General features: G+C 65.8%; 20 protein-coding genes. 15 read left to right on the forward strand and 5 right to left on the reverse strand.

What is annotated here, in order from left to right:
* The first annotated feature begins 157 nt into the window (after nt 1-157).
* From GS424_RS00610 to GS424_RS00640, 7 genes are all read left to right on the forward strand, one after another.
* On the forward strand, nt 158-385 hold the full coding sequence (locus GS424_RS00610) for a DUF6485 family protein (protein WP_186938849.1): 228 nt from the start codon (nt 158-160) through the stop codon (nt 383-385).
* 636 nt (nt 386-1021) lie between these two features.
* Nucleotides 1022-3937: a molybdopterin-containing oxidoreductase family protein gene (locus GS424_RS00615; RefSeq protein ID WP_160940729.1), complete on the forward strand. Its 2916-nt coding sequence runs from the start codon at nt 1022-1024 to the stop codon at nt 3935-3937.
* 1 nt (nt 3938) lies between these two features.
* On the forward strand, nt 3939-4511 hold the full coding sequence (locus GS424_RS00620) for a 4Fe-4S dicluster domain-containing protein (protein ID WP_114555434.1): 573 nt from the start codon (nt 3939-3941) through the stop codon (nt 4509-4511).
* Between the two features lie 2 nt (nt 4512-4513).
* Nucleotides 4514-5392: a dimethyl sulfoxide reductase anchor subunit family protein gene (locus GS424_RS00625; protein ID WP_160940728.1), complete on the forward strand. Its 879-nt coding sequence runs from the start codon at nt 4514-4516 to the stop codon at nt 5390-5392.
* A gap of 199 nt (nt 5393-5591) precedes the next feature.
* Nucleotides 5592-6269 carry a TorD/DmsD family molecular chaperone gene (locus GS424_RS00630; protein ID WP_160940727.1) on the forward strand — a complete coding sequence of 226 codons (678 nt, stop codon included), beginning with the start codon at nt 5592-5594 and terminating at the stop codon, nt 6267-6269.
* A gap of 219 nt (nt 6270-6488) precedes the next feature.
* Nucleotides 6489-7235: a 4Fe-4S dicluster domain-containing protein gene (locus GS424_RS00635; protein WP_244977713.1), complete on the forward strand. Its 747-nt coding sequence runs from the start codon at nt 6489-6491 to the stop codon at nt 7233-7235.
* Nucleotides 7232-8122: a 4Fe-4S binding protein gene (locus GS424_RS00640; RefSeq protein WP_160940725.1), complete on the forward strand. Its 891-nt coding sequence runs from the start codon at nt 7232-7234 to the stop codon at nt 8120-8122. Before GS424_RS00635 ends, GS424_RS00640 begins: the two co-directional genes overlap by 4 nt.
* Before the next feature lie 79 nt (nt 8123-8201).
* Here the strand turns inward: GS424_RS00640 and GS424_RS00645 are convergent, their stop codons facing one another.
* Nucleotides 8202-8900, reverse strand: coding sequence for an FxLYD domain-containing protein (locus GS424_RS00645; protein ID WP_160940724.1), 699 nt, complete (start codon nt 8898-8900; stop codon nt 8202-8204).
* A 209-nt stretch (nt 8901-9109) separates the two neighbouring features.
* On the opposite strand from GS424_RS00645, the gene rlmH reads away from it, so the two are divergent.
* Entirely contained in the window at nt 9110-9580 is a 471-nt protein-coding gene (gene rlmH, locus GS424_RS00650; RefSeq protein WP_160940723.1) for a 23S rRNA (pseudouridine(1915)-N(3))-methyltransferase RlmH, read from the forward strand.
* A gap of 1 nt (nt 9581) precedes the next feature.
* On the opposite strand, the gene GS424_RS00655 is transcribed toward rlmH, so the two are convergent.
* Complete coding sequence (locus GS424_RS00655) at nt 9582-12926, reverse strand: metallopeptidase domain-containing protein (protein WP_160940722.1); 3345 nt, start codon at nt 12924-12926, stop codon at nt 9582-9584.
* A gap of 173 nt (nt 12927-13099) precedes the next feature.
* Between GS424_RS00655 and GS424_RS00660 the strand changes: the two genes are divergently transcribed.
* Nucleotides 13100-13957, forward strand: coding sequence for an exodeoxyribonuclease III (locus GS424_RS00660; protein ID WP_160940721.1), 858 nt, complete (start codon nt 13100-13102; stop codon nt 13955-13957).
* A gap of 54 nt (nt 13958-14011) precedes the next feature.
* On the opposite strand, the gene GS424_RS00665 is transcribed toward GS424_RS00660, so the two are convergent.
* Nucleotides 14012-14632, reverse strand: a complete 621-nt coding sequence (locus GS424_RS00665; RefSeq protein ID WP_160940720.1) for a cytochrome c3 family protein — start codon at nt 14630-14632, stop codon at nt 14012-14014.
* A gap of 74 nt (nt 14633-14706) precedes the next feature.
* A complete protein-coding gene (locus GS424_RS00670; protein WP_160940719.1) occupies nt 14707-16392 on the reverse strand; it encodes an FAD-dependent oxidoreductase in 1686 nt (561 codons plus the stop codon).
* A 321-nt stretch (nt 16393-16713) separates the two neighbouring features.
* Here GS424_RS00670 and GS424_RS00675 point away from each other — a divergent pair, with 321 nt between their 5' ends.
* Genes GS424_RS00675 through GS424_RS00685 form a run of 3 tightly spaced genes read left to right on the forward strand, consistent with a single transcriptional unit; the run spans nt 16714 to nt 18519 of the window.
* Nucleotides 16714-17628: a LysR family transcriptional regulator gene (locus GS424_RS00675; protein WP_160940718.1), complete on the forward strand. Its 915-nt coding sequence runs from the start codon at nt 16714-16716 to the stop codon at nt 17626-17628.
* Between the two features lie 33 nt (nt 17629-17661).
* A complete protein-coding gene (gene folE / locus GS424_RS00680) occupies nt 17662-18231 on the forward strand; it encodes a GTP cyclohydrolase I FolE (protein ID WP_160940717.1) in 570 nt (189 codons plus the stop codon).
* An 18-nt stretch (nt 18232-18249) separates the two neighbouring features.
* Nucleotides 18250-18519, forward strand: a complete 270-nt coding sequence (locus tag GS424_RS00685) for an ACT domain-containing protein (RefSeq protein WP_154332716.1) — start codon at nt 18250-18252, stop codon at nt 18517-18519.
* 155 nt (nt 18520-18674) lie between these two features.
* Here the strand turns inward: GS424_RS00685 and GS424_RS00690 are convergent, their stop codons facing one another.
* A complete protein-coding gene (locus GS424_RS00690; protein WP_160940716.1) occupies nt 18675-20606 on the reverse strand; it encodes an FAD-dependent oxidoreductase in 1932 nt (643 codons plus the stop codon).
* 244 nt (nt 20607-20850) lie between these two features.
* Here GS424_RS00690 and GS424_RS00695 point away from each other — a divergent pair, with 244 nt between their 5' ends.
* From GS424_RS00695 to GS424_RS00705, 3 genes are all read left to right on the forward strand, one after another.
* A complete protein-coding gene (locus GS424_RS00695) occupies nt 20851-22338 on the forward strand; it encodes a helix-turn-helix domain-containing protein (RefSeq protein ID WP_160940715.1) in 1488 nt (495 codons plus the stop codon).
* Nucleotides 22339-22882: 544 nt separating this feature from the next.
* Nucleotides 22883-24436 (forward strand): catalase, encoded by a 1554-nt coding sequence (locus tag GS424_RS00700; RefSeq protein WP_160940714.1) that lies wholly within the window; start codon nt 22883-22885, stop codon nt 24434-24436.
* 188 nt (nt 24437-24624) lie between these two features.
* Entirely contained in the window at nt 24625-24846 is a 222-nt protein-coding gene (locus tag GS424_RS00705; RefSeq protein WP_154332722.1) for a hypothetical protein, read from the forward strand.
* Nucleotides 24847-24901 lie beyond the last annotated feature (55 nt).

A 24901-nucleotide genomic window follows, 5' to 3' on the forward strand; every position in this document is an offset into this window, starting at 1 on the left:
CAACTGACAATAATCCGTCAACTTCTTTGCGCCCCGTGCGCCCAAAAACCACGCCGCCGGTACGACGAAATAACACCGGGAAACTCAGGAATACCCTCTTTTTCGCATGGGGTCCCTCATGCAATACACTATGTCCACGACCAAAGAGAGGACGACCATGAGCTTCTGCACCTGCCCTGTTGTGCAATGCCCCCGCCATCCGTCGAATCACGACGAAGGATGCGACCCGTGCATCAAGGACAACCTGGAGAAAGGGAAGATGCCCGCCTGCATGTTCAAGGCGGTCAGCGACGATGTGGACGACGTGCGGGATTTCTCGCTGCAAGGATTCGTGGACTTCTATCTGAAGCACCACGCGAATCCTGCGGAAGCGGCTGCGGAGTAGAACGAGAACATCGGTGATTAGGAAAGCCGTCCGGCTTCGGTTCCCGCGCCAGAGAATTCCCGATATTTGGCAGTTTTTGCTGGCGCGGGCGCTCGCGAAGCGTCTTGCGCTCGCTCGCAAGCGGGTTTCGCGCCGAAGAATCGACCAGAATGAATGCCTCGCGCGGCGCCAGTCGTGACGCCTCCCGTTGTCGCCGCGCGGGATCCTTCGACTCGCTTCGCTCGCTCAGGATGACAACCTGGATGCTCCCCTTGGCGCGGGCGGCGATCATGAGCCGGGAGGCGCGTTCGGCGGCGACTCGCAGCGGGCGCCGCGCGCGATCGGCCCGCGCGAACAAGGGGGCAGATTCCCTCCTCGCACGGCGAGCACAGATGTTTCACGTGAAACATCTGTGCGGTTTTACCTGTTCGCTACGGTTAACTCGTTCTAATCGTCGTGCTCACGACTATTCTTTATAAAGATAGCTAAAAATCATTGCACTAATAATATCACCTGATATAGTTAGCCATGCAAGTAATGGGGGACGAGCGGGGGAACTTGCAGTGCGGGGGCGCTTCGAGGGGGGATTTCTTCGACGGCGCACGCCCCATCCAACTCTCCGAACCCACCATGCAGAGTGAGGCAAAAGGAGGAGAGATGTCACTAAAGATGAGCCGCCGAGGCTTCGTGAAGGCTTCGGCCGTCGCGACCGCTTCCACGCTGCTGCTCGGCGCGTCGGCCACCACCGCCGCAGCCGACGAGGCAGCGGGCGCAACCACCTCGTCCGACGACGTGAAGATCATCCCGAGCGCGTGCCGTCAGTGCTACGGCCGCTGCGCGTTGTTCGGGCACGTCAAAGACGGCCGCCTCGTGAAGATCGAGGGCAATCCCGACCTCTTCAGCGAGGGCACGTTGTGCGGGCGCTGCTTCGCCATCCCGCAGGAGCTGTACAACCCGCTGCGCGTGCGCTACCCGCAGAAGCGCGTGGGCGAGAAGGGCTCCGGTCAGTGGAAGCGCATCACGTGGGAAGAGGCCTACCAGGAAGCGGCCGACCGCTTCACCAAGATCGGCGAGGAGCACGGCTGGCACACCATCGCGCACCAGTACGGCACGGGCCGCGATATGCTGCAGTTCCAGGCCATCAACAAACTGTGGCTTGAACTGGGCTCCACGGCCACGTTCGGCGTGGGCAACCTGTGCTGGGTGGGCTCGTACTTCTCCAGCCAGCGCCTGTACGGCGATGAGACGCAGTACACCGGCTGGGACGGCAACAACACCGACTGCATCGTCATCTGGTGCCGTCAGGAGCGCAGCCGCGGCTACTACGACTGGCTCACCGTCAAGCGCGCGCAGGAGCGCGGCGCGAAGATCGTCTGCGTCGACCCGCGTTTCACCTGCACCGCCTCCAAGGCCGACATCTGGCTGCCCATCCGCCCCGGCTCCGACATGGCGCTGGTGCTGGCGTTCATCAACGAGATCATCAAGTCGGACAAGTGCGCCACCGAGTTCGCGCGCATGTACACGAACGCCCCGTTCTTCATCGACGAGAAGGACGCCGACGGTAACGGCACGGGCTACCAGCTGCGCGAATCGTACCTCAAGGAGGACGGCAACGAAGAGCTGTACGCCGCGTGGGACGAGAACAGCGACCAGCTGATCTTCTGGTCCGGCGACTGGCAGAACACGAAGGGCGTAGGCGGTCCGAAGGCCTTCCAGTGGCTCGACGCCGAGGGCAACATCGTGGCCGACGCGAAGCCCGCGCTGTCCGGCAGCCACGAGATCAACGGCAAGACGTATCGCACGAGCTGGGACATCCTGGTCGAGCACGTCACCCCGTGGACCATCGAGCGCGCCGCCGAATTCTGCGAGCTTCCCGAGGACAAGATCAAGGAAGCCATCGACGCCTACATCGGCGCCAGCCCGCACGCGTGCTTCACGCGCGGCCAGAAGGTGGAGTTCTCCATCAACACGTCTGGCATCTCGCAGGCGTTCACCATCATGATGGCGCTCGCCGGCAACTTCGACTCGAAGGGCGGCCAGAACATCGGCCGCGAGCCCGCCACCGGCTACGACTCCTTCATGTTCGACGTCGTGCCGAACCAGAAGGGCCGCATGGGCCAGCGCCGCAAGGAAACGGCCATGAACATCAAGAAGCTGTCCGTGTGCCAGAACACCGGCTACCAGGACATTCTCGTGGCCGACGACGCCACCGGCGAGCTCAAGCAGACGAAGCAGAACTCCGGCGGCCAGGTCATCTACGGCCAGCAGGGCGGTTTCGGCGCGGCCACGACGAAGGCCATGGCGAAGGGCGACCCGTTCCAGATCTACGGTTACTGGCAGCAGACGTCCGAGCCCATCCTCTCCATCGAGGGCGGCCACGAGATCGTCGAAGGCTTCAAGAACCTCGACTTCTTCGTGAACGTCGACCTGTACATGACGCCGTCGGGCGAGCTGGCCGACATCATCCTGCCGGCCGCGCATCCCAACGAGGTCGATCGCGTGGAATGGGCGCACTCCGGCCACGGCTACCCGACCAGCCATACCTACCTCATCCGCCAGCCGTTCCACGAGCCGCTCGGCGAGTGCCGCGACGACATGGACATCTGCTTCGAGTTCGCCGAGTACATGGGCGTGGATATGTACTGGAAGGACAAGTACGAGTTCTTCGACTACATGGTGAAGGGCCCCGAGACGCTTCCGCCGCAGCTGAGCTGCGCGAGCTTCGAGGACTTCCGCGAGCGCGTCAGCGTGACCGGCGTGGAGATGGCCACGGTGAAGAACGCGCCGAAGTACGAGACGGGCTTCATGCGCAAGACGAGCGACTTCCGCCCCGGCTTCAACACAATGTACCGCGGCAACAAGATGGGCTCGGTCTACCGCTTCCCCGGCGCGCAAACGCCGGACGGCAAGGTGATCCCGCCGCATCCGCAGTCCGACAACGGCAAGATGGAGCTGTGGAGCGAGGACCTGCTGCTGTACGGTAACGGCGCCCTGCCCATGTACATCGAGCCGCCCATCACGAAGCTGTCGCGCCCCGACCTGCTGGACGAGTACCCGTACACGCTGATCACCGGCGGCCGTAGCCACGCGTTCTTCCACACGGAATACCGCAACAGCCCGTGGCTGCGCGAGGTGCACATGTTCCCGACGATGGACATCAATCCCGCCACCGCTGCCGAGCACGGCATCGAGCAGGACGATTGGGTGTACATCGAGACGTACGTCGACCGCATCAAGCAGCGCGCGAACCTCACCGAGGCCATCAAGCCGGGCATGATCCACGTGGAGCACGACTGGTGGTTCCCCGAGCGCGAGGCCACCGACGACCTGCACGGCGCGTTCGACAGCAACTGCAACGTGCTGTTCGAGAACAACGGCCCTTACGACCCCGCCGTGGGCACCGACAACTTCGGCGGCCTGTGCAAGGTGTACAAGGCCGACGACGGTGCGCCGAAGAACATCTGCATGAACTCGGAAGACCTCAAGATATTCCTGCCGCTGACCGCTGAGGCGCTGGCCGCCGACGACCAGCAGGACGGCGTGACGCAGGTGACGAAGGGGGGTGCGAAGTAACATGACTCGCCACATTATTGATATCGACCTCGATAGCTGCATCGGCTGCCACTCCTGCGCCGTCGTGTGCAAGCAGGAGAACAACGTGGGGCTGGGCACGTTCTACAACAAGGTGCTGACGGTGGGTCCCTCGGGAACCTATCCCGACCTGGAGATGTACTACCTGCCCGTGTCGTGCCAGCATTGCGACGACCCGGAGTGCGTGCACGTGTGCCCCACCGGCGCCAGCTACAAGCGCGAGGACGGCGTGGTGCTGGTTGACCACAGCAAGTGCATCGGCTGCCAGTACTGCGTCATGGCCTGCCCCTACGGCGTGCGCACCTACGACGAGGGCAAGGACAAGGGCGTCATCGAGAAGTGCACGATGTGCGCGCACCTCATCGACAAGGGCGAGAAGCCGGCGTGCGTGAAGCACTGCCCCGGACAGGCGCGCAAATTCGGCGATCTGGACGATCCCGAGTCCGACGTGTCGAAGCTGCGCGCGTCCAAGAAGACCTACAAGCTGAAGGACGTGGGGAACCATCCGGGCGTGGACTACGCCATGGACAAGTGCGCCTGGAAGGGAGATGAGTAACCATGGAAATCCAGTGGCCACTTCTGATTTTCAGCGTGCTGTTGGGCGTCACGTCGGGTTCGTTCGTGTTCCTGGCCGTGGGCGAGCTGCGCGGCAAGTTTCGCGAAGTGCGGTTCACGGGGGCTTTGATCGCCTTCATCTGCCTGGCCGTGGGCGGCTGCGTGTCGGTGCTGCACATGGGGCACCCGGAGCGCGCGACGCATCTGCTGGGCAACCTGGGCTCCGGGCTGTCGAAGGAGCTGTTCGTCGTCGCCATCATGGGCATCGTCGCTTTGGTGTACCTCATCCTGGCGAAGAAGGACTACCCCGGCGTGTCGAAGGTGTTCGGCATCCTGGGCGGCGTCATCGGCCTCGTGCTGCCGTTCGTGGCGGGCGCGTCGTACCTGATCGCCGCGCGTCCCGCTTGGGATAGCGTCGCGTTGCCGCTGATGTTCTTGGGCGCCGGTCTGGCTTTGGGCATGACGCTGATGGCCGGCCTCGTGCTGCTGCGCGGCAAGGCTTCCGAAGAGGGCGGCTTCGCGCTGAAGCTGGCGCTGGCGGGCGTCGTGATTATGGCGGTGACGGCGGTTGCGTACGTGGTGTGGATCGCCATCGCGCCGTACCAGGCCCCCTCGCGCTCCATCGAGCGTTTGATCTCGGGCGACATGGCGCTGATGTTCTGGACCGGCGTCGTGGTGATCGGCATCGTGGTGCCGGTTGCGCTGACCGTGCTCGCCTGCATCCAGGCGACGAAGGGCGAAGGCTCCTCGGGCACCGTGTCGCCTAATCAGCTGGCGATGTATATGTTCGCCGCCTGCGCCTGCACCGCCATCGGTACCATCGTCCTGCGCATCGTGATGTATGCCGTGGGAACCAGCGTGGAGCAGTTCATCTACCACTGATGCAGGGCCGGGGCGCGCCGGGGATTCCCCTCCCTTCCCCGGCGCGCCGCCCTTTTCTGTGGCGCGCCCGAAGGCTTGCCGGTGGGGTTTCGCCGCTGCGCGCCGATCGAACGACTTGCGGGTTGGACGGTCGGCGCGCGAGGCACTGCCAGTGCGCAAGACCGTAGCGCGCCAAGAACGAGAAAGAGGAGAACCAATCATGACCGATACCATGCCTGCCGAACTCGTTGAGAACCTCATCGACTTCTGCGAGAACCGCAGCCGCGTGTACGCGCTGCTGTCGCGCTGCTACGAGACCGAGATCGACGCCGCGTTCGCCGAGACGCTGGCGGGGGAGGCGTCGCTCGCCTCCGACGACCCGGCGCTGGCCGACGGCTTCGCCGCGCTCCAGGCCGACCTCGCCGATTGCGACGAGGACGCGCTCGAGCAGCTGGCCGTCGTGTTCGACCGCGCGTTCTTCGGCATGGGCCCGCGCACGGCGCAGAAGGCCTTCCCGTACGAGTCGGTGTACACGAGCGAGGGCGGCCTCATGATGCAGGATGCCTACAGCGAGGTGCTGCGCGTCTACCGCGGGGCGGGCTTCGCGAAGAACCCCGGGTTCAAGGAGCCGGAGGACCACCTGGCCGTCGAGCTCGCGTTCATGGCGCTGCTGTGCGGGCGCGCCGTGGAGGCGCTGCGCGCCGGCGACGAGGCGGGGGCCGAGCGCCAGCTGCGGGTGCAGCTCGCGTTCGTGCAAGAGCACTTGCTGAACTGGATCGAGCGCTTCGCCGCCGACGTGCGAAAGGCTGCCGAGGGCGGCTTCTACTTCCACTTGGCGACGTTCACCGAGGCGTACCTGCGTGCCGACGCGGTCGCCCTCGCGGACGTGGTGGAGTAGCGTCCTGTGTTCGCGGCACAAATTTACGGTTTGGGCACGGCAAAAGACGAGTGGAAAATAGCGACCAGGCATTATGCGGACTTGCAGTTCATTTTTAGTCGAAAGCGGACGGAATTTGCGCCTAAGCCGTAAATTTGTGCCAGATTCGGCCGATCCGACCGACGGTCGAGCGTGTTTCACGTGAAACATCGAAGCTGCAAGTAAGTACGTGAGGGGATGATGAGGGTGGAGCAGATTTCCCGGCGCGGGTTCCTCGCTGCGGGGGCCGTGGGCGCGGCGATGGTGGGCGTCGGCGGGTTCGGCGCCGTGTCGCGCCAGGCCGACGCCGCGTTCGTGCGGCCGCCCGGCGCGTCCTCGGGCGCCGAGGTGGTTGCTGCGTGCGACCGCTGCCAGAAGTGCCTGCAAGCGTGCCCGTACGGCATCGTGACGCCGGTTCCGCTGGCGGAGAGCCTCGTGGCGTACGGCACGCCCATGCTGTCGTTCCGCAACGGGTGCTGCGACTTCTGCATGCAGTGCGTCGACGCGTGCCCCACCGGCGCGCTCGCGTACGGCGGTCCGGCGGAGCGCGACCTCGGCGTGGCCGTGGTGGTGAAGGACGCGTGCGTGGCCTGGGACTGGGCCGGCTGCACCGTGTGCAAGGACGAGTGCCCGGTCGAAGGGGCCATCACGCTCGACGACCACGACCGCCCGGTCGTGCATCCCGAGTACTGCGACGGTTGCGGCAAATGCGAGCAGGTGTGCCCCTCGGCGTCGCTGCGCGCGTACAACGCGGCGGCCTCCGACCGCGGCATCGTGGTGGTGTCGCGCGCGAGCGAGGCGGCGCAGGCAACGGGCGCCGTGCCCAGCGCCGAACTGGCATCCAAGCGCACGGTCGCGGTGCCGCGGGGCAGCGAGGTCGCTCCCCATACGAAGGGCGTCCATCCCGACGGGCCGGACGCGACGCGCGAGGCGGGAGGCATCTCATGAAGACGCGCATGCGCACCATCCGCATCCTCGTCGCCGCGGGCGTGCTCGTCCTGGCGGTCGTGGCCGCGCATCTCGGCGGCAGCGCCGCCATCGGCACGCTGTGCGCGCTGTGTCCCGTAGGGTTCGTGCAAATCGCGGCGGCGTCCGGCTCCGTTCCCTGGGGTTTGCTGCCGGGCGTGCTGGCCGTGCTCGTCATCGTGTTCCTCATCGGGCGCGCGTTCTGCTCGTGGCTGTGCCCCTCGCAGCTCCTCAAGAACATCTTCGGCGGCCACACGCCGCGCGGCATCCTCGGCAGAAGCGGCGAGGCGCCCCTGAGCGACCGGGCGGCGGGCTGCGCGTCGTGCGCTTCCGCGTCGGGCGCGAGCCTGAGGACCCAGGGCCTCGTCCTGGCCGTCCTGCTCGTCGTGTCCATAGCCGTCGGGTTCCCCGTGTTCTGCCTGCTGTGCCCCATCGGTCTCGTGTTCGGCACGCTGTGGGCGCTCAACCGCGTGTTCGTGCTGCTGCAGCCGGGCTGGGAGCTGATCGTCTTCCCGCTCATGCTGCTGGCGGAGCTGTTCCTGTTCAAGCGCTGGTGCTCGTCCATCTGCCCGCTCGGCTTCTTCTTCGGGCTCGTGGGCAAGGCGCGCGCGAAGCTCGGCTTCGGCGCCCGTCCGCAGGCCGACTGCTCCACCTGCATCTCGAAGGAGGGTTGCCGCACCTGCTCCACGGTGTGCCCCGAGGACATCGACGTGGCGCACCCCGGCACCGCGACGCTGGACAGCTGCACGTTCTGCCTCGACTGCGTGGAGAACTGCCCCACGAAATCCATCAAGCTGAAGGCGGCTGCTCCGAAGCCGGAGGCGTCCCCCGCAGCGCTCGACCCGGAAGAGCCTGCGATCGAGCGCTAGGCGCATTCCCTTCTCAACGCACGAAAGCCGCCCGCGGGCGGCTTTCGGTGCGATCGGTGGCGCGACGACGCGGGGCACCCTACCAGGGCTGCGCCGAACCTTCGATCGCGTCGTAGGCCGGCACGCCGTAACCCAGCACGTCGAAGGACGTGGTGCCGCCGGCGGGCACGTTGGAGACGAAGCTGGTGTAGCCGCCGACGATCGCGCCCGCTTCATCGCGCAGCAGCACGACGACGGCCGCTTGGTCCCTGTCGGCGTCGGTCAGGTTGGTCACCTCGCCGACGAAGTTCACGGTACCGTAGCCGCTATCCTGCGCGCTGAGCCCGCTCACCTCGAACATCGGCTCGGCCGCATCGGCATCCTGCCAGTTGCTTGAGCCGACGCTCAGTTCGAATTCGACGGTGGCCGGCGCGGTGCCGTTGCCCGCCTGGCCGCCCCAGGCAAGCTCCTGGCCCGGGTTGATTTCCATGAGCGTCTGCTCGTCGGACGAGATGACGGCGCCGTCGGCGTCCTTGCCCGTCACCTTGATGACGGGGAACAGCGCGCCCTGGGCGCCCTCGTTCTTGATGATGATGCCGTAGTGGACGTAGCCTTGCTCGTCGGCGGACCATCCCGAGTCCACCACCGTCAGCTTGTTCTCCTGCGCAGGGGCCTGGTTCGCCTGCTGCTCGGACGTGCTCGGGGCGCTGTCGGCGGGTTCCTGACCGGACGGGCTCGCGCAGCCGGCCAGCGTTGCGGCCAGGGCCGCTGCCGCTCCCAATGCGACGATTCTCTTCATAGTCCCTCCTCGAAGGGTAGCAGCGCCGCTCGTGCGAGGGCGCGTATCGACATGACCCGCTCATCGTAGGAGAGTCGTCAAGCCCCGCAGCTGGCGATTCGGCGAAAGCAGAACCATCCCAAACGCGTTTGCGCCGCCGTCGATGCCGCCCCCGTTCGGGTATCATGGCTAGCATTGAAGCGCGGGGCGAGTGGGAGAAGGGGTGCGGCGTGAAGTTCACCATTGTGGCGGTGGGGAAGCTGAAGGAGAAGTTCTGGACGGACGCGTGCGCCGAGTACCTCAAGCGCATGCAGCCTTACGCGAAGACCGAGGTGCGTGAGATCGCCGACATCGACCCTGCTCGCGCGGGCGGGGTGGACGCGGCGCGCGACCGCGAGGGCGCCGCCATCCTCGCCGCGCTCGCGCCTGCGACGCATGTGGTGCTGCTGGCCATCGACGGCAAGCAGCGCTCGAGCGAGGGCTTCTCGCAGCGCATCGACGCACTCAAGCTGAACGGCACGAGCGACATCGCATTCGTCATCGGCGGCTCCGACGGCGTGAGCGCCGCGGTGCGGCAGCGCGCCGACGAGACGCTGTCGTTCGGCCCCGTCACGCTGCCGCACAACCTGGCGCGCGTCGTGCTGCTGGAACAGCTCTACCGCGCGCAGAAGATCTCGCGCGGCGAGCCGTACCACAAATGACCTACCGGGAGCGTTTGCGCGCGAGCGCGCCGCCGGCAGCCAGCGCTGCGGCCAGCGCTGCAAGCGCGAGCGGCCCGGTGGGGTCGCCGGTGGGCGCGAGCTTGTGCGCCGCATCGTCGCCCGCGCCGTCCGGCTTCGGAAGCGGTTGCGGGTCCTCGCCCGGCCCCGCGGGCTCCTCCGGCTTCGCCGGGTCGTCTGGGTCGTCTGGCTTCGTCGGCTCCTTGTCCAGCTGCTCGGTGATCGCGTAGATCACGCGCAGGCGGTCGTCGGTTCCCCCGCCTTCGGTCGCCCCGACGGCCTCCGCTTCCTCGGGCGACCCCTTGGGCCCCGAAGACGCTTCCAGGCTCAGGCCCACGCTCAGCCAGCTTCCGTCGTCGAGCCAGGCGCCCATGCCGCTCGACGCCGTGGTCAGAGTGGAGAGCGGTTGCAGGTTCGCGTCGCAGAACAGCACGTCGGAGCGTGTGACCTTCGGCTTCGCCAGCTCGGTGCGCGCCGTCAGCGCCACGGTGCCGTAGCGGGCGACGCTCAGCTGCTGGTACTGTGCGCCCCCGCTTGCCTTGACGTCGGCGCGCGCCTGCTCGACACCCCCGTCGTCGAAGCGGATGAGCAGGTTCGACGTCTCCGCCGTGGAGGAGAATTCCGGCCCCATCAGCGCGTAGTAGCGAGCGCCGGCGCGCTGTACGTCCTGCAGCGCGCGGCTCTCGTGCAGCGGCAGCGTGGCCTCTGCGCGCTCGGGCGTGCACAGCTCGCCCGCCAACGGAGCGTCTTCGGGGCTCGTGGCGCCGTCGCGCAGCGCTTCGACGATGGTTCCCGTTGGCACGATCCGCGCTTCTTCCATCGTGTCGCCCTGCGCGTTCGCGAAGCCGAAAGCGAGCGTGCCGGCGTCGACGGAAGCGGTCGATTGCGCGTTCGTCCAGCCGTAACGCGCTTGCACCGAGCCGTCTTCGCGCGGCGTCAGCGCGGTGACCAGCTGACCGCGTTCCGGTCCGTAATGGTACGTGACCACGAGGACGGTCGTGCCGCTGGCGGTGCACGGCTGCGTGGAGGTCTGCTCGAAGGGATGCGAGGCCATCACCGTGCCGCTTTCGAGGTCGATCCAGTATCCCGCGCCGGGCCCGTACTGCGCGGACACGATGGCGAACGCGCTGGTGTCGGACAGCGGGGTGACGTTGATCGATGCGCGCTCGATCGTTGCGGGGATGCTCACCCCTTCGATCGTGCGCGAGGTCACGCGCGCGGGATCGTCGGCGTCGAGGGTGTGCAGCCGCAGCGCGCCGTCGGCGAGCTGGAAGAAGCGCTTCGTGCCGTTCGGGCTGGTGAACACGTTGCTTGTGGCAACGAGGCCATCGGTGTACTCGGTGCCCTGGTAGGCGCCCGAGCGGCTGACGGCGGTCAGCGATGCGTCGGCCTTGAGCGGCAGGCGAATCTCCGGCGAGTACGTGGTGCCCTCGCTCGTGCGGGACAGCGTGAACAGGCCGGCGGGGAAGACGATCTCGCATGTGGACGACGGCCCGATGCTGCCGGCGTCGAGCAGGCAGGAAAGGCTCACGGTGGTGCCGTCCACCGCGATGTCGAGGAGGGCGTGGTGCTGCCCGTCCACGATGAGCTGCGTCGCGGCCGGAAGCGGCGTGGTCAGCATCGGCGCGAGCGAGGCTTCGAAGGTGAGCGTGCAGACGTTCGACACCGCGTCGAACGTGGGCGTGAGGGTGAAGTCGACGGGATCGGCGGGCTTGTCGGCGTTCGAGTACGAGATGGCAACCGTGCCCTGGGCGGCCTCGCTTTCCGTGACCGAGATGGTCAGTCCGGTGAAGCCGACGTTGGCGTTCTCGTAGAAGTTCGTGGAGGGATACCCCTGCGGCGACACCCCGTCGCCCTCGTAGAGCATGCAGCCGTACTCGTCCGAGCCGATGGCCGAGGGGATGAGCGAGTCGGCTTCCGCATGGGGCTCTCTCATGTCGGGGTCGACCAGCTCGATGAGCTGGTCGTGCGTGGTGCCGTAGGCGTTCGAGTGCACGAGGTAGCCTCCGCCGGAGCCCACCTCGGCCTGCACGCGGTACAGGCGGAATCCCGAGGGGAGCGGGATGCTCTCGGTGCCCTGCGCACCTCCGTAGTACACGCTTTGGTTGCTGGCGAACTGGTCGTATTGCAGCAGATAGTAGGACGAGAACATGCTCTCGTCCTCGTTCGCCACCACGATGATGCCGCCCGTTTCGTTCTTGTTGCTCGACGTGAACGCCGCGAGCGCCTGCTCCACGGACGAGCTGCCGTCCTCCGCGGGGTCCACGTGCTGCACCACGGCGCCGTCGCGTTTGACGTCGATGCCGTCCTCGTTCGCGAACACGCGGGTGATCTTGCTCTCGGGCAGCCATCCCAGCATCCATTTCGAGAAGCCGTTGTGGTCGCCCTGGTTCAGCATCATGATGTCGAAGGTGAGGATGCCCGTCCGTCCCGTCGAGCCTCCCTGCTGGCTGGCGTACTGGTAGTAATCGGGCAGGCCCAGCACGTGCCCTGTCTCGTGGATCATGGTTTGCGCGGCCCATGCCGTGTCGCACGGGTTCGCCAGCGCGACGGCGTTCCACAGCTGCACGGTGCCGTTCGCATACGTGGTGTCGGGCACGTTCAACACCTGCTCGTTGCTCCACCACACGCTGCCCCAGCCGGTATCGGCGCCCGCGAAGTGCAGGTAGACGGCGTCGATGCGGCCGTCGCCGTTCGCGTCGAACTGCGCGAGGTCGACTCCCGAGGCCTCGAGATGGTCGAGCGCTTCCTTGTACAGCTGCCCGATGTTGGCGGTGTAGTAGTCGCGCTCGTGCTGCGCCTCGTAGTCGACGGCCTCGCCGGTGATGGTCAGCGTTCCGTACGATGCGCGCTGGTAGTAGGCGTGCATGCTCTCGTAGGGGTAGGGCCCGGCGCTCGGCAGCGCGGCTTCTCCCTCGTTGCGCGGGCCGATGAGCGCCTGGAGCGCTTCGAGCGTGTCGCCCGCCTCGAACTTCTTGTCGGGGAACGACACGCGCAGCGCCAGCACGTGCGCCTTGCCCACGGTGGCCATGCCGCCGTCGTTGCCGGGAACCGCGTTCGTGGCGATGCCGTTGCTCGCCTGCTCGCGCGCGATGGCCTGCTGGATGAGGCCCGCGGTGGGCTCGTCGTTGTCGAGGCCTTCCTGGAACGCGGTGCGCTCCTCCAGCGTGCCGTCCTCGGCATACGTCGCGCGCTGCTCGTCGGTTGCGATGCACGGCGAGAGCGGCTCTTCCGAGGCGTAGGCGCTCAGCGGCACGGTGAGGCTCGCGAGGACGATGACGATCGAGGCGGCGGCCGACAGCGTCGCGAGGCGTACGGTTCGAAGCATGCGATCTCCTTCGTTCGTATGACGATCCCGTATATAGTACGCGAACGCTCATGCTTTCACCACTGCGCCATCGAGGATCGGCCGCGCGTCCGCGCGCGGGTGGATGCGCGCCGTCGTTCCGCTATACTGGTCGCAAAACCGGGAATCGTCGCGGGGCGACGGAGGAGGAACCTATGCGCTTCATCTCGTGGAACGTCAACGGCCTGCGCGCCGTGCTCAACAAGGGCTTCGAGGACATCGTGTGCGACATCGACGCCGACATCGTGGCCTTGCAGGAAACGAAGCTGCAAGAGGGCCAGGCGACGCTCGACCTGCCGCAGTACCGCGAGTACTGGAGCTATGCCGAGAAGAAGGGCTACTCCGGCACCGCGATCTTCTGCAAGGAGGAGCCGCTGCAGGCGCTGCACGGCCTGGGCTTCCCGCATCTCGACACCGAGGGGCGCATCGTGGCGCTCGAGTTCCCGAAGTTCTGGTTCGTGGACGTGTACACGCCGAACGCGCAGAACGAGCTGGCGCGCATCGACCACCGCATGGAGTGGGACGACGCGTTCCGCGACTTCTGCAGGGGGCTCGAAGAGGGCGTGCTGCCCGCCGGCGTGCCGGTGGAGCGTCCGGCGAAGGGCGAGGGGCACGTGACCATCTCAGAGCTGCCGTTGACGCAGCCGGGCGAGACGGCCGACCCGAAGCCCGTCGTCATGTGCGGCGACTTCAACGTGGCGCACCAGGAGATCGACCTCAAGAACCCGGGTCCGAACCGCGGCAAGGCCGGCTTCTCGGACGAGGAGCGCGGCAAGTTCACCGACCTGCTGGAAGTCGGGTTCGTCGACTCGTTCCGCCACCTGCATCCCGACGTGACGGGCGCGTACTCGTGGTGGAGCTACCGCTTCAAGGCGCGCCAGACGAACGCGGGATGGCGCATCGACTACTTCCTGGTCAGCGACGAGCTGGCCCCGAAGATCGCCAGCGCCTGCATCTACGACGAAGTCTACGGCAGCGACCACTGCCCCGTGGGCATCGAGCTGGAGCTGTAGGGGCGAAATCGATGTGAAGCTGCTCGAAAAGGAGCCCCAGGCGGGGCTCCTTGCTTACTTCTCGGCGTGGCAGGTGTTGCATTCGTAGACGTCGGCGTGATGGCAGTTGCGGCACACGGCGGGCGCGGTTTCCGTCGCGCTTTCGGACGCGTGCAGCTTGTGGCACGACGAACAGGTGGTGCCGGCTTCGGCGTGGTCGTCGTTGACCGGCAGATCGTGCGGGTTCACGGTGAGACCGTTCTTGTCGGTGAGGGCGGTGCTTGCCGCGGTTGCGACGGCGAGCTCGGTCTTGTCGTGGCAGGTGAGGCAGATGTCTTCCGACACGGCGGTTTTCTTGAGCGTCGCCTTCTTCTTCTGCGAGTCGAGCGTCACCTTCTGGTGGGCCTCCTCGAGTCCGGCAACGTCGTCGTGGCAGGTCAGGCAGTTGTCCTTGAGCGAGGCGTGCTGCGAGGCTGCGCATGCGGCATCGTCGAACGATGCGACGTCGGTCTCGTGGCAGGTGGCGCAATCGCTATCCTTCGACCAGGTGAATTCGGTCGCCGTGGGGGCGGCGTCGCCGCTGGCTGGCGGCGCGCCTTCTCCTTGTGGCGCGCACGCGACCAGGCAAAGCGTCAGTCCGCAGACGACGAGCGTCAGCACGGCGGTTCGGCGGATCGGTGGGGTGAATGCGGTCATGGAAACTCCTTCGGATATGCCAGGAGGCCGACGAGAGGGAGGGAGGTTCGCCGGCCTCCTGGCGGGCGGGGTGTCTACTTGGCATCCCATGCGTCGAGCGCGGCGCAGCCTTGGCCGGCAACGCGTCCGGAAGCGACGGCTTCGCTGATGTTTCCGCCGCCGTTGTACATGTAGCCGTAGATGGTGCCGAACTCGCCAGCTGAATACAGGCGAGGGATGGGGTCGCCCTTGAGGTCGAGCACTTCGCACGCGCCGTTGCGCTTCGCACCGCCCTGCGTGTTCAGCATGCCCAGGCCGATTTCGATGGCGTAGAACGGCGGCTCGAGCGGAACGAGGTCGAACGGCTTGATGATGACGGTGTCGTCGCTGGACGTTTCGCCCTCGCCGTAGGCCGTCGAGGCATCCGAGGCGTTGAAGAAGTAGTCGTCGTGCACCGCCTCGCCGCGTCCGAAGTCCGGGTCTTTGCCTTCGGCGCAGTGCTGGTTGTACGTTTCGATGGTGTTCTTGAGCACCTCCACCGGCTGGTCGATCTTCTTCGCCAGATCTTCGATGGTGTCGGCCTTCACCATGATGCCGGCGTCGATGAGCTCCTGGTTCGTGGTCTTGCCGGTTTCCATGATCACCGACCAGGCCATGTACGTGATGGCGCCCAGGATGTCCTTCGATCCGGCCCCTGCGCCCAGAATCAGATGAGACTTGTCGGGAACCACCATGAGCGGCCACACGCCGCGCTCCTTGATCTTGCCGTGGCGCGCCAGGCCGCGCGTTTCCTCGTACATGAAACGCTTGCCCTCGCCGTCGACGTAGATGTAGTCGTAGCCCATGGGGTAGGGGATATTGCAGATGGTCGAATCGGGCGACACCGCGCGTACGCAGGTGCTGGCCGCCGCGTAGCTGTTCATGTGCCAGAGGTCGGCGCCGATCTGTTGCGCCATCTTCACGCCGTCGCCCACGTTGTAGGGGCTGCCGCATACAAGCGAGTTGGCGCAGCCCAGCGACACCCCGTAGTTCGACATCATTTCGGGGTTCGCGGCGAAACCGCCGCACGCAAGCACGACGCCCTTCTTGGCCTTCACGTACTTGTCGCCGGCAACGAGGCCGTACACTTCCTTCGTCTCGTAGTGGTAGATGAGTTCGGTGGCTCGCATCTCGTACATGACCTCGATGCCCAGCTCTTCGGCGGTGTCGCGCAGGGGGATCCACAGCGAGGACATGCCGCAGATGCCGTCCACGTAGTACGTCTTGACTTTGTCGCCTCCGGGGATGCCGGGGAACTCGGGTGCCGCTGCGGTTGCGGGCTGCAGGTCGTAGCCCAGCTCGTCGGTCAGCCATTCCATATTGCCGCATACGCCCTCGGCCCATGCGCGCATCCATTCTTCGGGAACCTTGTATCCTGCGTTGAGCTCCGTTTGGTAGGTAATGGCGCTTTCCACGTCTTCAGGGATCATCAGCATGTCGCCGGATACGCGCGTGGTGCCGCCCGACAGCTCCTCGGGCGCCACTTCCAGGCAGAGGACGTGCTCGACGCCCGCGTTCTTCGCCGCGATGGCGGCAGACAGCCCGGCGGCGCCCAACCCTACGACCACCACGTCGGCTTCGACATCCCACGACTCGGGCAGGTTGCCGTTCGGCCCCGCGCTGCCGCCCCCGCTGCACCCGGCGAGTCCCGCCGCTGCGACGCTTACCGCTGCAAGGGTGCCTCCCATCAAGAAGCTGCGACGCGATATCCCCTGGTTTCGCTTGCTTTCCCTCGTGCTCATACCTTCCTCCTTTTGTTCGGTTTGATCGAGGCAGCTGCCGCCGACCCGATCCCGATGTCCCCACCGTACCAAGCGCCCCCGCGGGAACGGAAGCGACGATGGGGCATGGGTTGAGGCAATGGCGGAATAATGCCAGATGGAACTGGGTTTTCACGCTTCTTTCCGAACGGTCATAAGCCGAAGCCGAATCGGAATAACCCCAACGGCGCGCTTGGCGACACGAAGCGCATGCGGTCGTGTATCATGGAGCGAGGGGAATCGCCGCGTGCGATGAGAGGGCGGTCCGGGTTCGGGCCGGACGTGCCTTCAAGGGGAGGTACCATGGATATCTCGTATTGTCGCGAACTCATCACGCTTGCCGACGAGCTGAATTTCAGCAAGGCTGCCGAGCGGCTGTACATCACGCAATCGACACTGAGCAAGCACGTTGCCGCGGTTGAGCGCGAGATCGGCTTCCGCGTGTTCGACCGTACGACGTCGCGGGTGGAACTGACTGCGGGCGGCGAACTGTGGATCGACGGCTTGCGCGACGTGGTCGAGAAGTACGATACCGCCGTGCGCGAGGGACGCAGCCGCCAGCATGATTCCGAGGCGACCGTCCGGGTTGTCGGCCCGCTCATCAACGAGCACATGCTGTCGCTTGCCACGATGGCGCAAGCGCGTCTGTGCGCACGGGGCATGGACGTGCGGCTGGTTATGGCCGACACCGGCGTGCGGGATTGCCACGAGCGCCTGCTTGACCGGCGCGCCGATATCGCCCTGGCGTTCCGCTACGAAGACGATGTCGCCGGGTTATGCTACCGGCACTTGTTCGACGTGCCCTTCGGCATCGCGTGCCATAGCGCGCACCCGCTCGCTGAGAAATCGCCCCTGTTGTTCCGCGACATGGTGAACGAGCACCTGTTGACCTATCCCGAGGAAGAGCGCGAGGCCTATCACGAGTTCGTATTGCGCGTGTGTCGAAGGCACGGCATCGCGGCCCGTTTGGAGCATCTTGAGGCGGGGGCGATGTGCTTTCCCAGCTCGGAAGACGGCTTGGTGTTCGGCGTCCACTTCCCCGGCTACGCGCGCTACGGCGGCGACATCGTCGTCCGGCCGCTCGACGATCGGTCGGATGTGTTCGACGTGTGCGTGGTTCGTCGCGAGGACGAGGAGAACGAGAGCGTGTTGCAGCTCTTCGACGGCATTGTGCTCATGAGCGAAGAAAGCGAAGCCGACGGCCCGCTCGTGGTATGATGCACGGCGACACACGACGATAGAAAGATGGTCATGGATAGAGCGAAAATCGAAGAGGGCGTGCGGCTCATTCTCGAGGGCGTGGGGGAGGATCCCCAGCGTGAGGGGCTGCTGAAAACCCCCGAGCGCGTGGCGAAGATGTACGAGGAGGTGTTCGCCGGGCTCACCGAAGACCCCGCCGAGCATTTCGAAACCACGTTCGACGAGCATCACGAGGAAATGGTCCTCGTGCGCGACATCCCGTTCTACTCGATGTGCGAGCATCATCTGGTGCCGTTTTTCGGCGTGGCGCACGTGGCGTACATCCCGGCGGTCGACGGGCGCATCTGCGGCCTGTCGAAGCTCGCGCGCCTGGTGGACGCATTCGCGAAGCGCCCGCAGGTGCAGGAGCGCCTGACCTCGCAAATCGCCGACACTCTGATCGAGCAGCTGCATCCGCAGGGCGTGATCGTGGTGTTGGAGGCCGAGCACATGTGCATGAGCATGCGCGGCGTGAAGAAGCCGGGCGCGAAAACCATGACGAGCGCCGTCCGCGGCGCCTTCGAGAAAAGCCAGGCGACGCGCGCCGAAGCGCTGTCGCTCATCTTCGCACGCAGACATTAAACGGAAAGGAACCAACCAATGAAGTGTGTAGTCTCCGTTCTGGGCAAGGACCGCAGCGGCATCGTCGCCGAGGTTGCCACGGCGCTTGCCGCATGCGGCGCGAACATCGACGACATCAGCCAGACCATCCTGGACGACATCTTCTCGATGACCATGCTGACCACGCTCGACCCCGAGAAGGCCGACTTCAACGCGGTGCAGGAGAAGCTCGAGGCTGTGGGCGAGTCCCTCGGCGTCCAGATCATCATCCAACGCGAAGACGTCTTCCAGTTCATGTACAAGATCTAGCGCACGGAAACGCGGGAGGGCCGTGAGCCCCCCCCCCCCTTCCTCCGTGCCCCACACGTAAAAAAGCGCATCGGCCCGGTCCTGGGGGACCCGGTCGATGCGCTTCGGGAGGGGATGCGCCGTGGTGCGCGGCGCGCGGGTAAGCGGGGTTGCGGCTACGCGGCGGCGGGGCCGAACAGGGCGTTCGCCACGGCGAAGCCCTCGCCCTGCACGCCGATGCCGCAGCTGCCGATGATGGTCTCGCCGATGGCGCGCAGGCCGGGGATGGCCGCGCCGCTTTCGTCGAGCACCTGGTAGCTATCGTAGATGTCCACGTTCAGGCCGCCCACGGTGATGTGCATGGCCCAGGTGCGGGGGCTCGCGTAGAACGGCGGGTTCTCGATGGGGCTCTCCTCGGAGAACGTGGTGCGCCCGAAGTCGGGGTCCTCGCCCGCGCGGCATAGCTCGTTGTAGCGCTCGATGGTTGCCGCCAGCGCCGCGCCGCCGCAGCCGATCTGCTCGCCCAGCTCCTCGATGGTGTCGGCGCGGTACAGCTGCCCCTGGTCGATGAGGCTTTGCAGGCTGTGGCCGTAGCGGTTGACGTCGCCGTTCACGCGGCAGGTGTCGGCATCCGAGATCATGAACATCATCTGGTCGGTCTGCTCCATGATGTGCTGCGTCATCGTGTAGCGGTCCTTCACCTCGTCCATGAAGCGCTTGCCCTCCTTGTTGACGATGGCGCAGTCGATGTCGTCGCCCACGGTGGTCTCGTCGGTGGAGTTCTTGCAGTCGGCGAAGGGGAAGGGCATCTGGGTGTCCATGAGCGCCACGGTGCCGCCTGCGGCCAGGCCCATCGTGATGCCGTCGCCCGTGTGGCCGTATGCGTTCGTCGTAGGAATGTCGGTACCTTCCTTGAACGGCCACATGGTGTTGTACTCGCGCAGCATGTCGGGGTTGCCCGAGAAGCCGCCCGTCGCCAGGATGACGCCCTTCTCGCCGCGCACGCGATACGTGGTGCCGTCGGGGCCCGTGGCCACGGCGCCCACCACTTCGCCGTTCTCGATGATCAGCTCGTTCGCGGGCGTGTTCAGGTAGATCTCCACCGGGTAGTCGTTCTTCTCGATAGTGTCCTGGTAGAACATGAAGTAACCCTGGCCGCACACGCCTTCCTTCGGCGACGTCCAGCGCGGCCACGAGTAGCCCACGATGCCGCACAGGTCCTTGAACTGGAAGCCTTCGGACACCAGCCAGTCGTCGAGGTCGGCGATGTTCTCGGCCGTGCGCAGCATCTCGTCGTACTCGCCCTCGCCTTGCAGCTTGTACTGCAGCGCGTGCAGGTAGATGGAGTCGAACACCTTGTCGCTGCCCGAGGCTTTCCAGGCATCGTAATCGGCCTGGAGCAGCGCGAACTGCTCGGGCGTCATCACGGAGGGAGCCTGCGCCAGCTCGTCGGCCAGCTCGTTCGTGTAGCTGTCGGTCATCTTCTCGCGCAGCTCGTCGGGGGCGTTGACGTACTCCAGGTAGCCGCCGGACACCAGCGCGTTGCCGCCGATGGTGCAGCTCTTCTCCAGCACGACGACCTTTTTCGCGCCCAGACGGGCGGCGGTCAGCGCGGCGACGGTTCCCGAAGCGCCCGAACCCACGATGACCACGTCGGCGTCAAGCTCCTCGACGGCGGTGGACGGCGCGGGCGGCACGTACGATCCCGCCAGCGCGTTCTTTTTGCCGCCGGCCTGCTTCACGCAGTCGGTGACGGCGTTCTTGATGGCCATGCTGGTCAGCGACGCGCCCGTGATGACGTCGACGTCGAGGGACTGGTGCTCCACGATGGCCGCGGGGATGCGCTCGATGGCGGCGTCGGAGATGAACTTCGTCTCCTCGTGCTTCGTGATGGCGACGGCGGTCAACGCGTCCTCGCTGAACGTGGCCTCCACGTGCACGGGGCCGAACTTGCCCTGGCCCGAAGCGGTGTACGTGCCGGCCTTGAAGCCCTTCGTCGAAGCGCTGGCGGTGGGTCCGCAGCCCGAAAGGCCGAAGACGGCAACCGATACGCCGGCTACGGTCAGGGTCTTCATAAAGCTGCGGCGCGTGAGTCCGAGTTCGTTCATGATGCTCCTCTTCCTGTCTCTCCTGATTCGATTCGGCCGACCCGCGTTCCGGCCGGCCGTCGTCGCCCTCCCTGGCGAATGACCAGAAGGTACGCCCGCCCGGCGGTCGCGGCAATGCTTTGCGAGGATGAAACCGCGTATGAACTTTGTAACCCGAACTGTAAACTGCGCAGATGGGAGCCTGTTTTTGGAGAAAGCGCCGCCCGGCTGCGCGACCGGGTGGCGCGTTTGGTACAATGCCAGCATGCAGACAGCCGAAGGCCATACAGGGGAGCGCGGAGGGGAGCGAGCGGGGGAGCAGGACGCCCCGGTCGACCTGCTGCACGACGCGCAGCGGCGCATCGCCGACCTGCGCTATCTGTCGCTGTGCTTCTTCGGCTTCGCGTTCGTGCGCGCGTGGGACGACATATCGTTCGCGCGGTTCGCCGCACTCTATCCCGACAGCCCGTGGTTCGGCCAAGACCTCATGAGCCTGGGGATGCTGCCCGTGTTCATCGTCTGCGTGGTGGCGGCGCGGAAGCTGGCGCCGCTGTACCGGCGCCGCGCGGTCGTGATCGTGGCGCCCGCGTGCATGGTGGCGTCGGTGCTGCTGTACGAGCTGGCGGCCGCGTCGCCGGGAGCTGCGGGCGCGTCGGCGTCGGCGGCCTTCCCGCTCATCGTGGCAAGCGCGCTCTTGGCCGGCGTGGGCGCGGCGCTATCCATCCTGCAATGGGCCGAGCTGCAAGCGTGCCTCAACTCGCTGCAAATCGTGCTGTACGTGTCGGGCGCGTTCTTCCTGGGGTCGGTCATCGGGTGGATGACCTTCGGTATGGGCGAGTCGCGCCTGGTGGTGGCTCTGCTCGCGTTGCCGCTGCTGTCGTTCGCGTGCCTGAAGGTGGGTTTCGCGAAGATTCCCCTCGTGGATTTGCCGAAGCGCACGTGGGGCAAGCTGCGCTTCCCGTGGAAGCTCGTCATCGTCCTGGGCGTGTACGAGTTCGTCCTGGGCGTGAAGCAGGGCGCGGCGACGTTCCAGAACGACCTGTTCATCTTCGGCGTGATGCTGGCCTCGGCCATCCTGTTCATCGTGTCGTACTTCTTCTCGCACAAGTTCGATTTCACGCGGGTGTACCGTACGCCGTTCGTGCTGATGGTGTGCGGGTTGCTGGCCACGCTGCTGTCGTTCTCGTCGAACAGCGCGGTGTCCGACGTGCTGGTGTCGGCGGGCTATGCGCTCATGTTCCTCATGCTGACGGTGCTGCTGTGCGACCTGTCGCATCGCTACGGCGTCTCGGCCGTGCTGCTGTGCGGCATCGAGGAGCTGGTGATGTTTGCCAGCGTGGGCGGCCACCTCGTGTCGGCTGGCATGGCGGAGGGGGTCATCCCGGTGATGCCCGACGACGCGGCCGTGTCGGTGCCGCTCGTGATCCTCGTGGTGGTGGCCAGCATGGTGCTGCTGTCCGAGCGCGAGTACTCGCGGTGGGGCGCGTCGTTCTTCGGCGTGGGGAAGCTGGCGCAGGACGGCGACGAGCAGGGCCGATTCGCCGCGCGCTGCACCGAGCTGGGCGAGCGGTACCGCCTGAGCCCCCGCGAGAAGGAAGTGTTCCAGCTGCTGGCGCTGGGCAAAAGCGCCGCCGACATCGAGCGCGAGCTCTACATCGCGAACGGCACCTTCAAGTCGCACACCCGTCGCATCTACCAGAAGCTCGGCATCCACAGCCGCACCGAGCTGGACGAGATGCTGCGCTGCGACTAGGGGTGGGCGAGAGCCGCGCGGCGCGAGATCGCGCGTGCGACACGAAGGATCTCCCCGCCGCTCCTCGATGCACGTGGCCTGCGATCGCCGCAGTAGGATGTTTCACGTGAAACATTTATCCGTCTGGTGCAGAATTGCGGTTGAGGAGATAGGGGCGCGTGCTGCGCCGATTCGTGACGCAAGGCAAACGTCCGCCGTGGCCCCAAATGGGCAGCTATGACAAAGTTTGTTACGGCTAACTCACGCCGCAGCACCGAGAGAATTTTCTGACCTGGCCTTATGCGAGCGATGTTTCCGATAGCGCGGCGTACGCAGTCGAAATCACCAGTCAAAATTGTCATAGGTGCTCATTTGGGGCCACGCTTGCGATGGCCGTCCGAAGTTCGATGCCCGCAGCGCCCCTTCTAGCGGCTCCGAACAACAAGTTATGACTTTAATGAGAATTAGTATCAATTAGTATTCCATTTCAGAAATCGAACCGGTATCGTAGCCCTCATCAAACAACCCGCCGCGCATGAGGCGGCAAGAGGGAAAGGGTCACACCATGGCCAACGAATTCGATACCACGAAGCTCACGAACGAAGTGGGCAACCCCGTCGCCGATAACAACCACACCCTGACCGCGGGCGAGCGCGGCCCCATGATGCTCCAGGACAACTGGATGATCGAGAAGCTGGCGCACTTCGACCGCGAGGTCATCCCCGAGCGACGCATGCACGCGAAGGGCTCGGGTGCGTACGGCACGTTCAAGGTGACCGGCGACATCAGCGCGTACACGAAGGCGAAGGTGCTCCAGCCCGGCGCGGAGACCGAGGCGTTCGTCCGCTTCTCCACCGTGGCCGGCGAGCGCGGCGCGGCCGACGCCGAGCGCGACATCCGCGGCTTCGCCATGAAGTTCTACACGCCCGACGGCAACTGGGACCTCGTGGGCAACAACACGCCCGTGTTCTTCCTGCGCGACCCCAAGAAGTTCATCGACCTCAACCACGTGGTGAAGCGCGACCCGCACACCAACATGCACTCCGCGCAGGCCAACTGGGACTTCTGGTCCAGCCTGCCCGAGGCGCTGCACCAGGTGACCATCGTCATGTCCGACCGCGGCATCCCCGCCAGCTACCGCCACATGCACGGCTTCGGCAGCCATACGTACAGCCTGATCAACGAGGACAACGAGCGCGTGTGGGTGAAGTTCCACCTGCGCACGCAGCAGGGCATCAAGAACCTCACCGACGAGGAAGCCGGCCAGATCATCGCGGGCGACCGCGAGAGCCACCAGCGCGACCTGTTCAACGCCATCGAGCGCGGCGAGTTCCCGAAGTGGACGTTCTCCATCCAGGTGATGGACGAGGCCACCGCGAAGAACTACAAGGAGAACCCGTTCGACATCACGAAGACGTGGAGCCACAAGGAGTTCCCGCTCATCGAGGTGGGCGAGCTGGAGCTGAACCGCAACCCGCAGAACTACTTCGCCGAGGTCGAGCAGGCCGCGTTCGCGCCGACGCACCTCGTGCCGGGCATCGGCCTGTCGCCCGACAAGCTGCTGCAGGGCCGCCTGTTCGCGTACGGCGACGCGCAGCGCTACCGCCTGGGCGTGAACCACAACCACATCCCGGTGAACAAGCCGCGCTGCCCCTACGCCGAGTTCCATCGCGACGGCATGATGCGCACGGACGGCAACTTCGGCGACGCCATCGGCTACGAGCCCAACAGCTACGGGCAGTGGCAGCAGCAGGCCGACGCGGCCGAGCCGCCGCTGGACCTGTTCGGCCCGATGGACGCATGGGATCCCGCCGACGACCCCACCGACGACACGTTCTACCAGCCGGGCGACCTCTACCGCCTGATGGAAGAGCCGCAGCGCGCGGTGCTCATCTCGAACACGGCCGCGAACATGGACGGCGTCACGGAGAACATCCGCCTGCGCCACGCAGCCCACTGCTACAAGGCCGATCCCGAGTACGGCGATCGCCTGGCCGAGGCGCTGGGCGTGGACGCGAACCGCGTGCACGAGCTGGCGCAGATGACCCACGAGGAGCGCATGGCCGCCACCGGCCAGCAGGTCCCCGCCCGCAAGAAGGGCGGCGAGGTGCGCGCCTAGCGCTCGAGCGCAACCCAACCAAGCTATTCCGCATACGGCCGCTTCTGCTCATCCCTCTTGCAGAAGCGGCCCGTTTCGTTTCGGGCGGTAACCGACGGGTGATCGGCTTCGTCACGGATTGCGCATCGTCGCCCGCGCAGCGTGCGTCGGGGCTACTATCTTCTTTTCGACAGCGAAAGGAGTCTCCGATGCGCGAAATATCTGGGTTGGCCAAGTTCGGCTACTTTTGCGTGGGCCTGTTCGGCGGGTTGCTGGGCGTGCTGGCCGCGTGGTTCATGGGCAAGGACGGTTGGGGCTGGAGCGAGGGCGGCAAGCTGTTCGCCTGGTTCGGCTGCCTGTTCTGGCTTATCGTGTGGGTCATCATGACGGTCACGGGCGGCATCGCGGCGTTCTTGGGCATGCTTTTTTAGCGGCTTTCCCGATAATTCGGCCTGTTCGATCGTGGTACCCTTTGACGGATCAAAC

Source organism: Eggerthella guodeyinii, assembly GCF_009834925.2.
GTDB lineage: Bacteria > Actinomycetota > Coriobacteriia > Coriobacteriales > Eggerthellaceae > Eggerthella > Eggerthella guodeyinii.

Excerpts from the sequence above, each read along its gene's own strand:
- GS424_RS00705 (WP_154332722.1), top strand. The coding sequence starts at position 24,625 with ATGCGCGAAATATCTGGGTTGGCCAAGTTCGGCTACTTTTGCGTGGGC.
- GS424_RS00655 (WP_160940722.1), bottom strand. The coding sequence starts at position 12,926 with ATGCTTCGAACCGTACGCCTCGCGACGCTGTCGGCCGCCGCCTCGATC.
- GS424_RS00630 (WP_160940727.1), top strand. The coding sequence starts at position 5,592 with ATGACCGATACCATGCCTGCCGAACTCGTTGAGAACCTCATCGACTTC.
- GS424_RS00620 (WP_114555434.1), top strand. The coding sequence starts at position 3,939 with ATGACTCGCCACATTATTGATATCGACCTCGATAGCTGCATCGGCTGC.
- GS424_RS00670 (WP_160940719.1), bottom strand. The coding sequence starts at position 16,392 with ATGAGCACGAGGGAAAGCAAGCGAAACCAGGGGATATCGCGTCGCAGC.
- GS424_RS00700 (WP_160940714.1), top strand. The coding sequence starts at position 22,883 with ATGGCCAACGAATTCGATACCACGAAGCTCACGAACGAAGTGGGCAAC.
- GS424_RS00635 (WP_244977713.1), top strand. The coding sequence starts at position 6,489 with ATGAGGGTGGAGCAGATTTCCCGGCGCGGGTTCCTCGCTGCGGGGGCC.
- GS424_RS00695 (WP_160940715.1), top strand. The coding sequence starts at position 20,851 with ATGCAGACAGCCGAAGGCCATACAGGGGAGCGCGGAGGGGAGCGAGCG.
- GS424_RS00615 (WP_160940729.1), top strand. The coding sequence starts at position 1,022 with ATGTCACTAAAGATGAGCCGCCGAGGCTTCGTGAAGGCTTCGGCCGTC.
- GS424_RS00645 (WP_160940724.1), bottom strand. The coding sequence starts at position 8,900 with ATGAAGAGAATCGTCGCATTGGGAGCGGCAGCGGCCCTGGCCGCAACG.
- folE (WP_160940717.1), top strand. The coding sequence starts at position 17,662 with ATGGATAGAGCGAAAATCGAAGAGGGCGTGCGGCTCATTCTCGAGGGC.
- GS424_RS00625 (WP_160940728.1), top strand. The coding sequence starts at position 4,514 with ATGGAAATCCAGTGGCCACTTCTGATTTTCAGCGTGCTGTTGGGCGTC.
- GS424_RS00660 (WP_160940721.1), top strand. The coding sequence starts at position 13,100 with ATGCGCTTCATCTCGTGGAACGTCAACGGCCTGCGCGCCGTGCTCAAC.
- GS424_RS00610 (WP_186938849.1), top strand. The coding sequence starts at position 158 with ATGAGCTTCTGCACCTGCCCTGTTGTGCAATGCCCCCGCCATCCGTCG.
- GS424_RS00690 (WP_160940716.1), bottom strand. The coding sequence starts at position 20,606 with ATGAACGAACTCGGACTCACGCGCCGCAGCTTTATGAAGACCCTGACC.
- GS424_RS00640 (WP_160940725.1), top strand. The coding sequence starts at position 7,232 with ATGAAGACGCGCATGCGCACCATCCGCATCCTCGTCGCCGCGGGCGTG.
- GS424_RS00665 (WP_160940720.1), bottom strand. The coding sequence starts at position 14,632 with ATGACCGCATTCACCCCACCGATCCGCCGAACCGCCGTGCTGACGCTC.
- GS424_RS00675 (WP_160940718.1), top strand. The coding sequence starts at position 16,714 with ATGGATATCTCGTATTGTCGCGAACTCATCACGCTTGCCGACGAGCTG.
- GS424_RS00685 (WP_154332716.1), top strand. The coding sequence starts at position 18,250 with ATGAAGTGTGTAGTCTCCGTTCTGGGCAAGGACCGCAGCGGCATCGTC.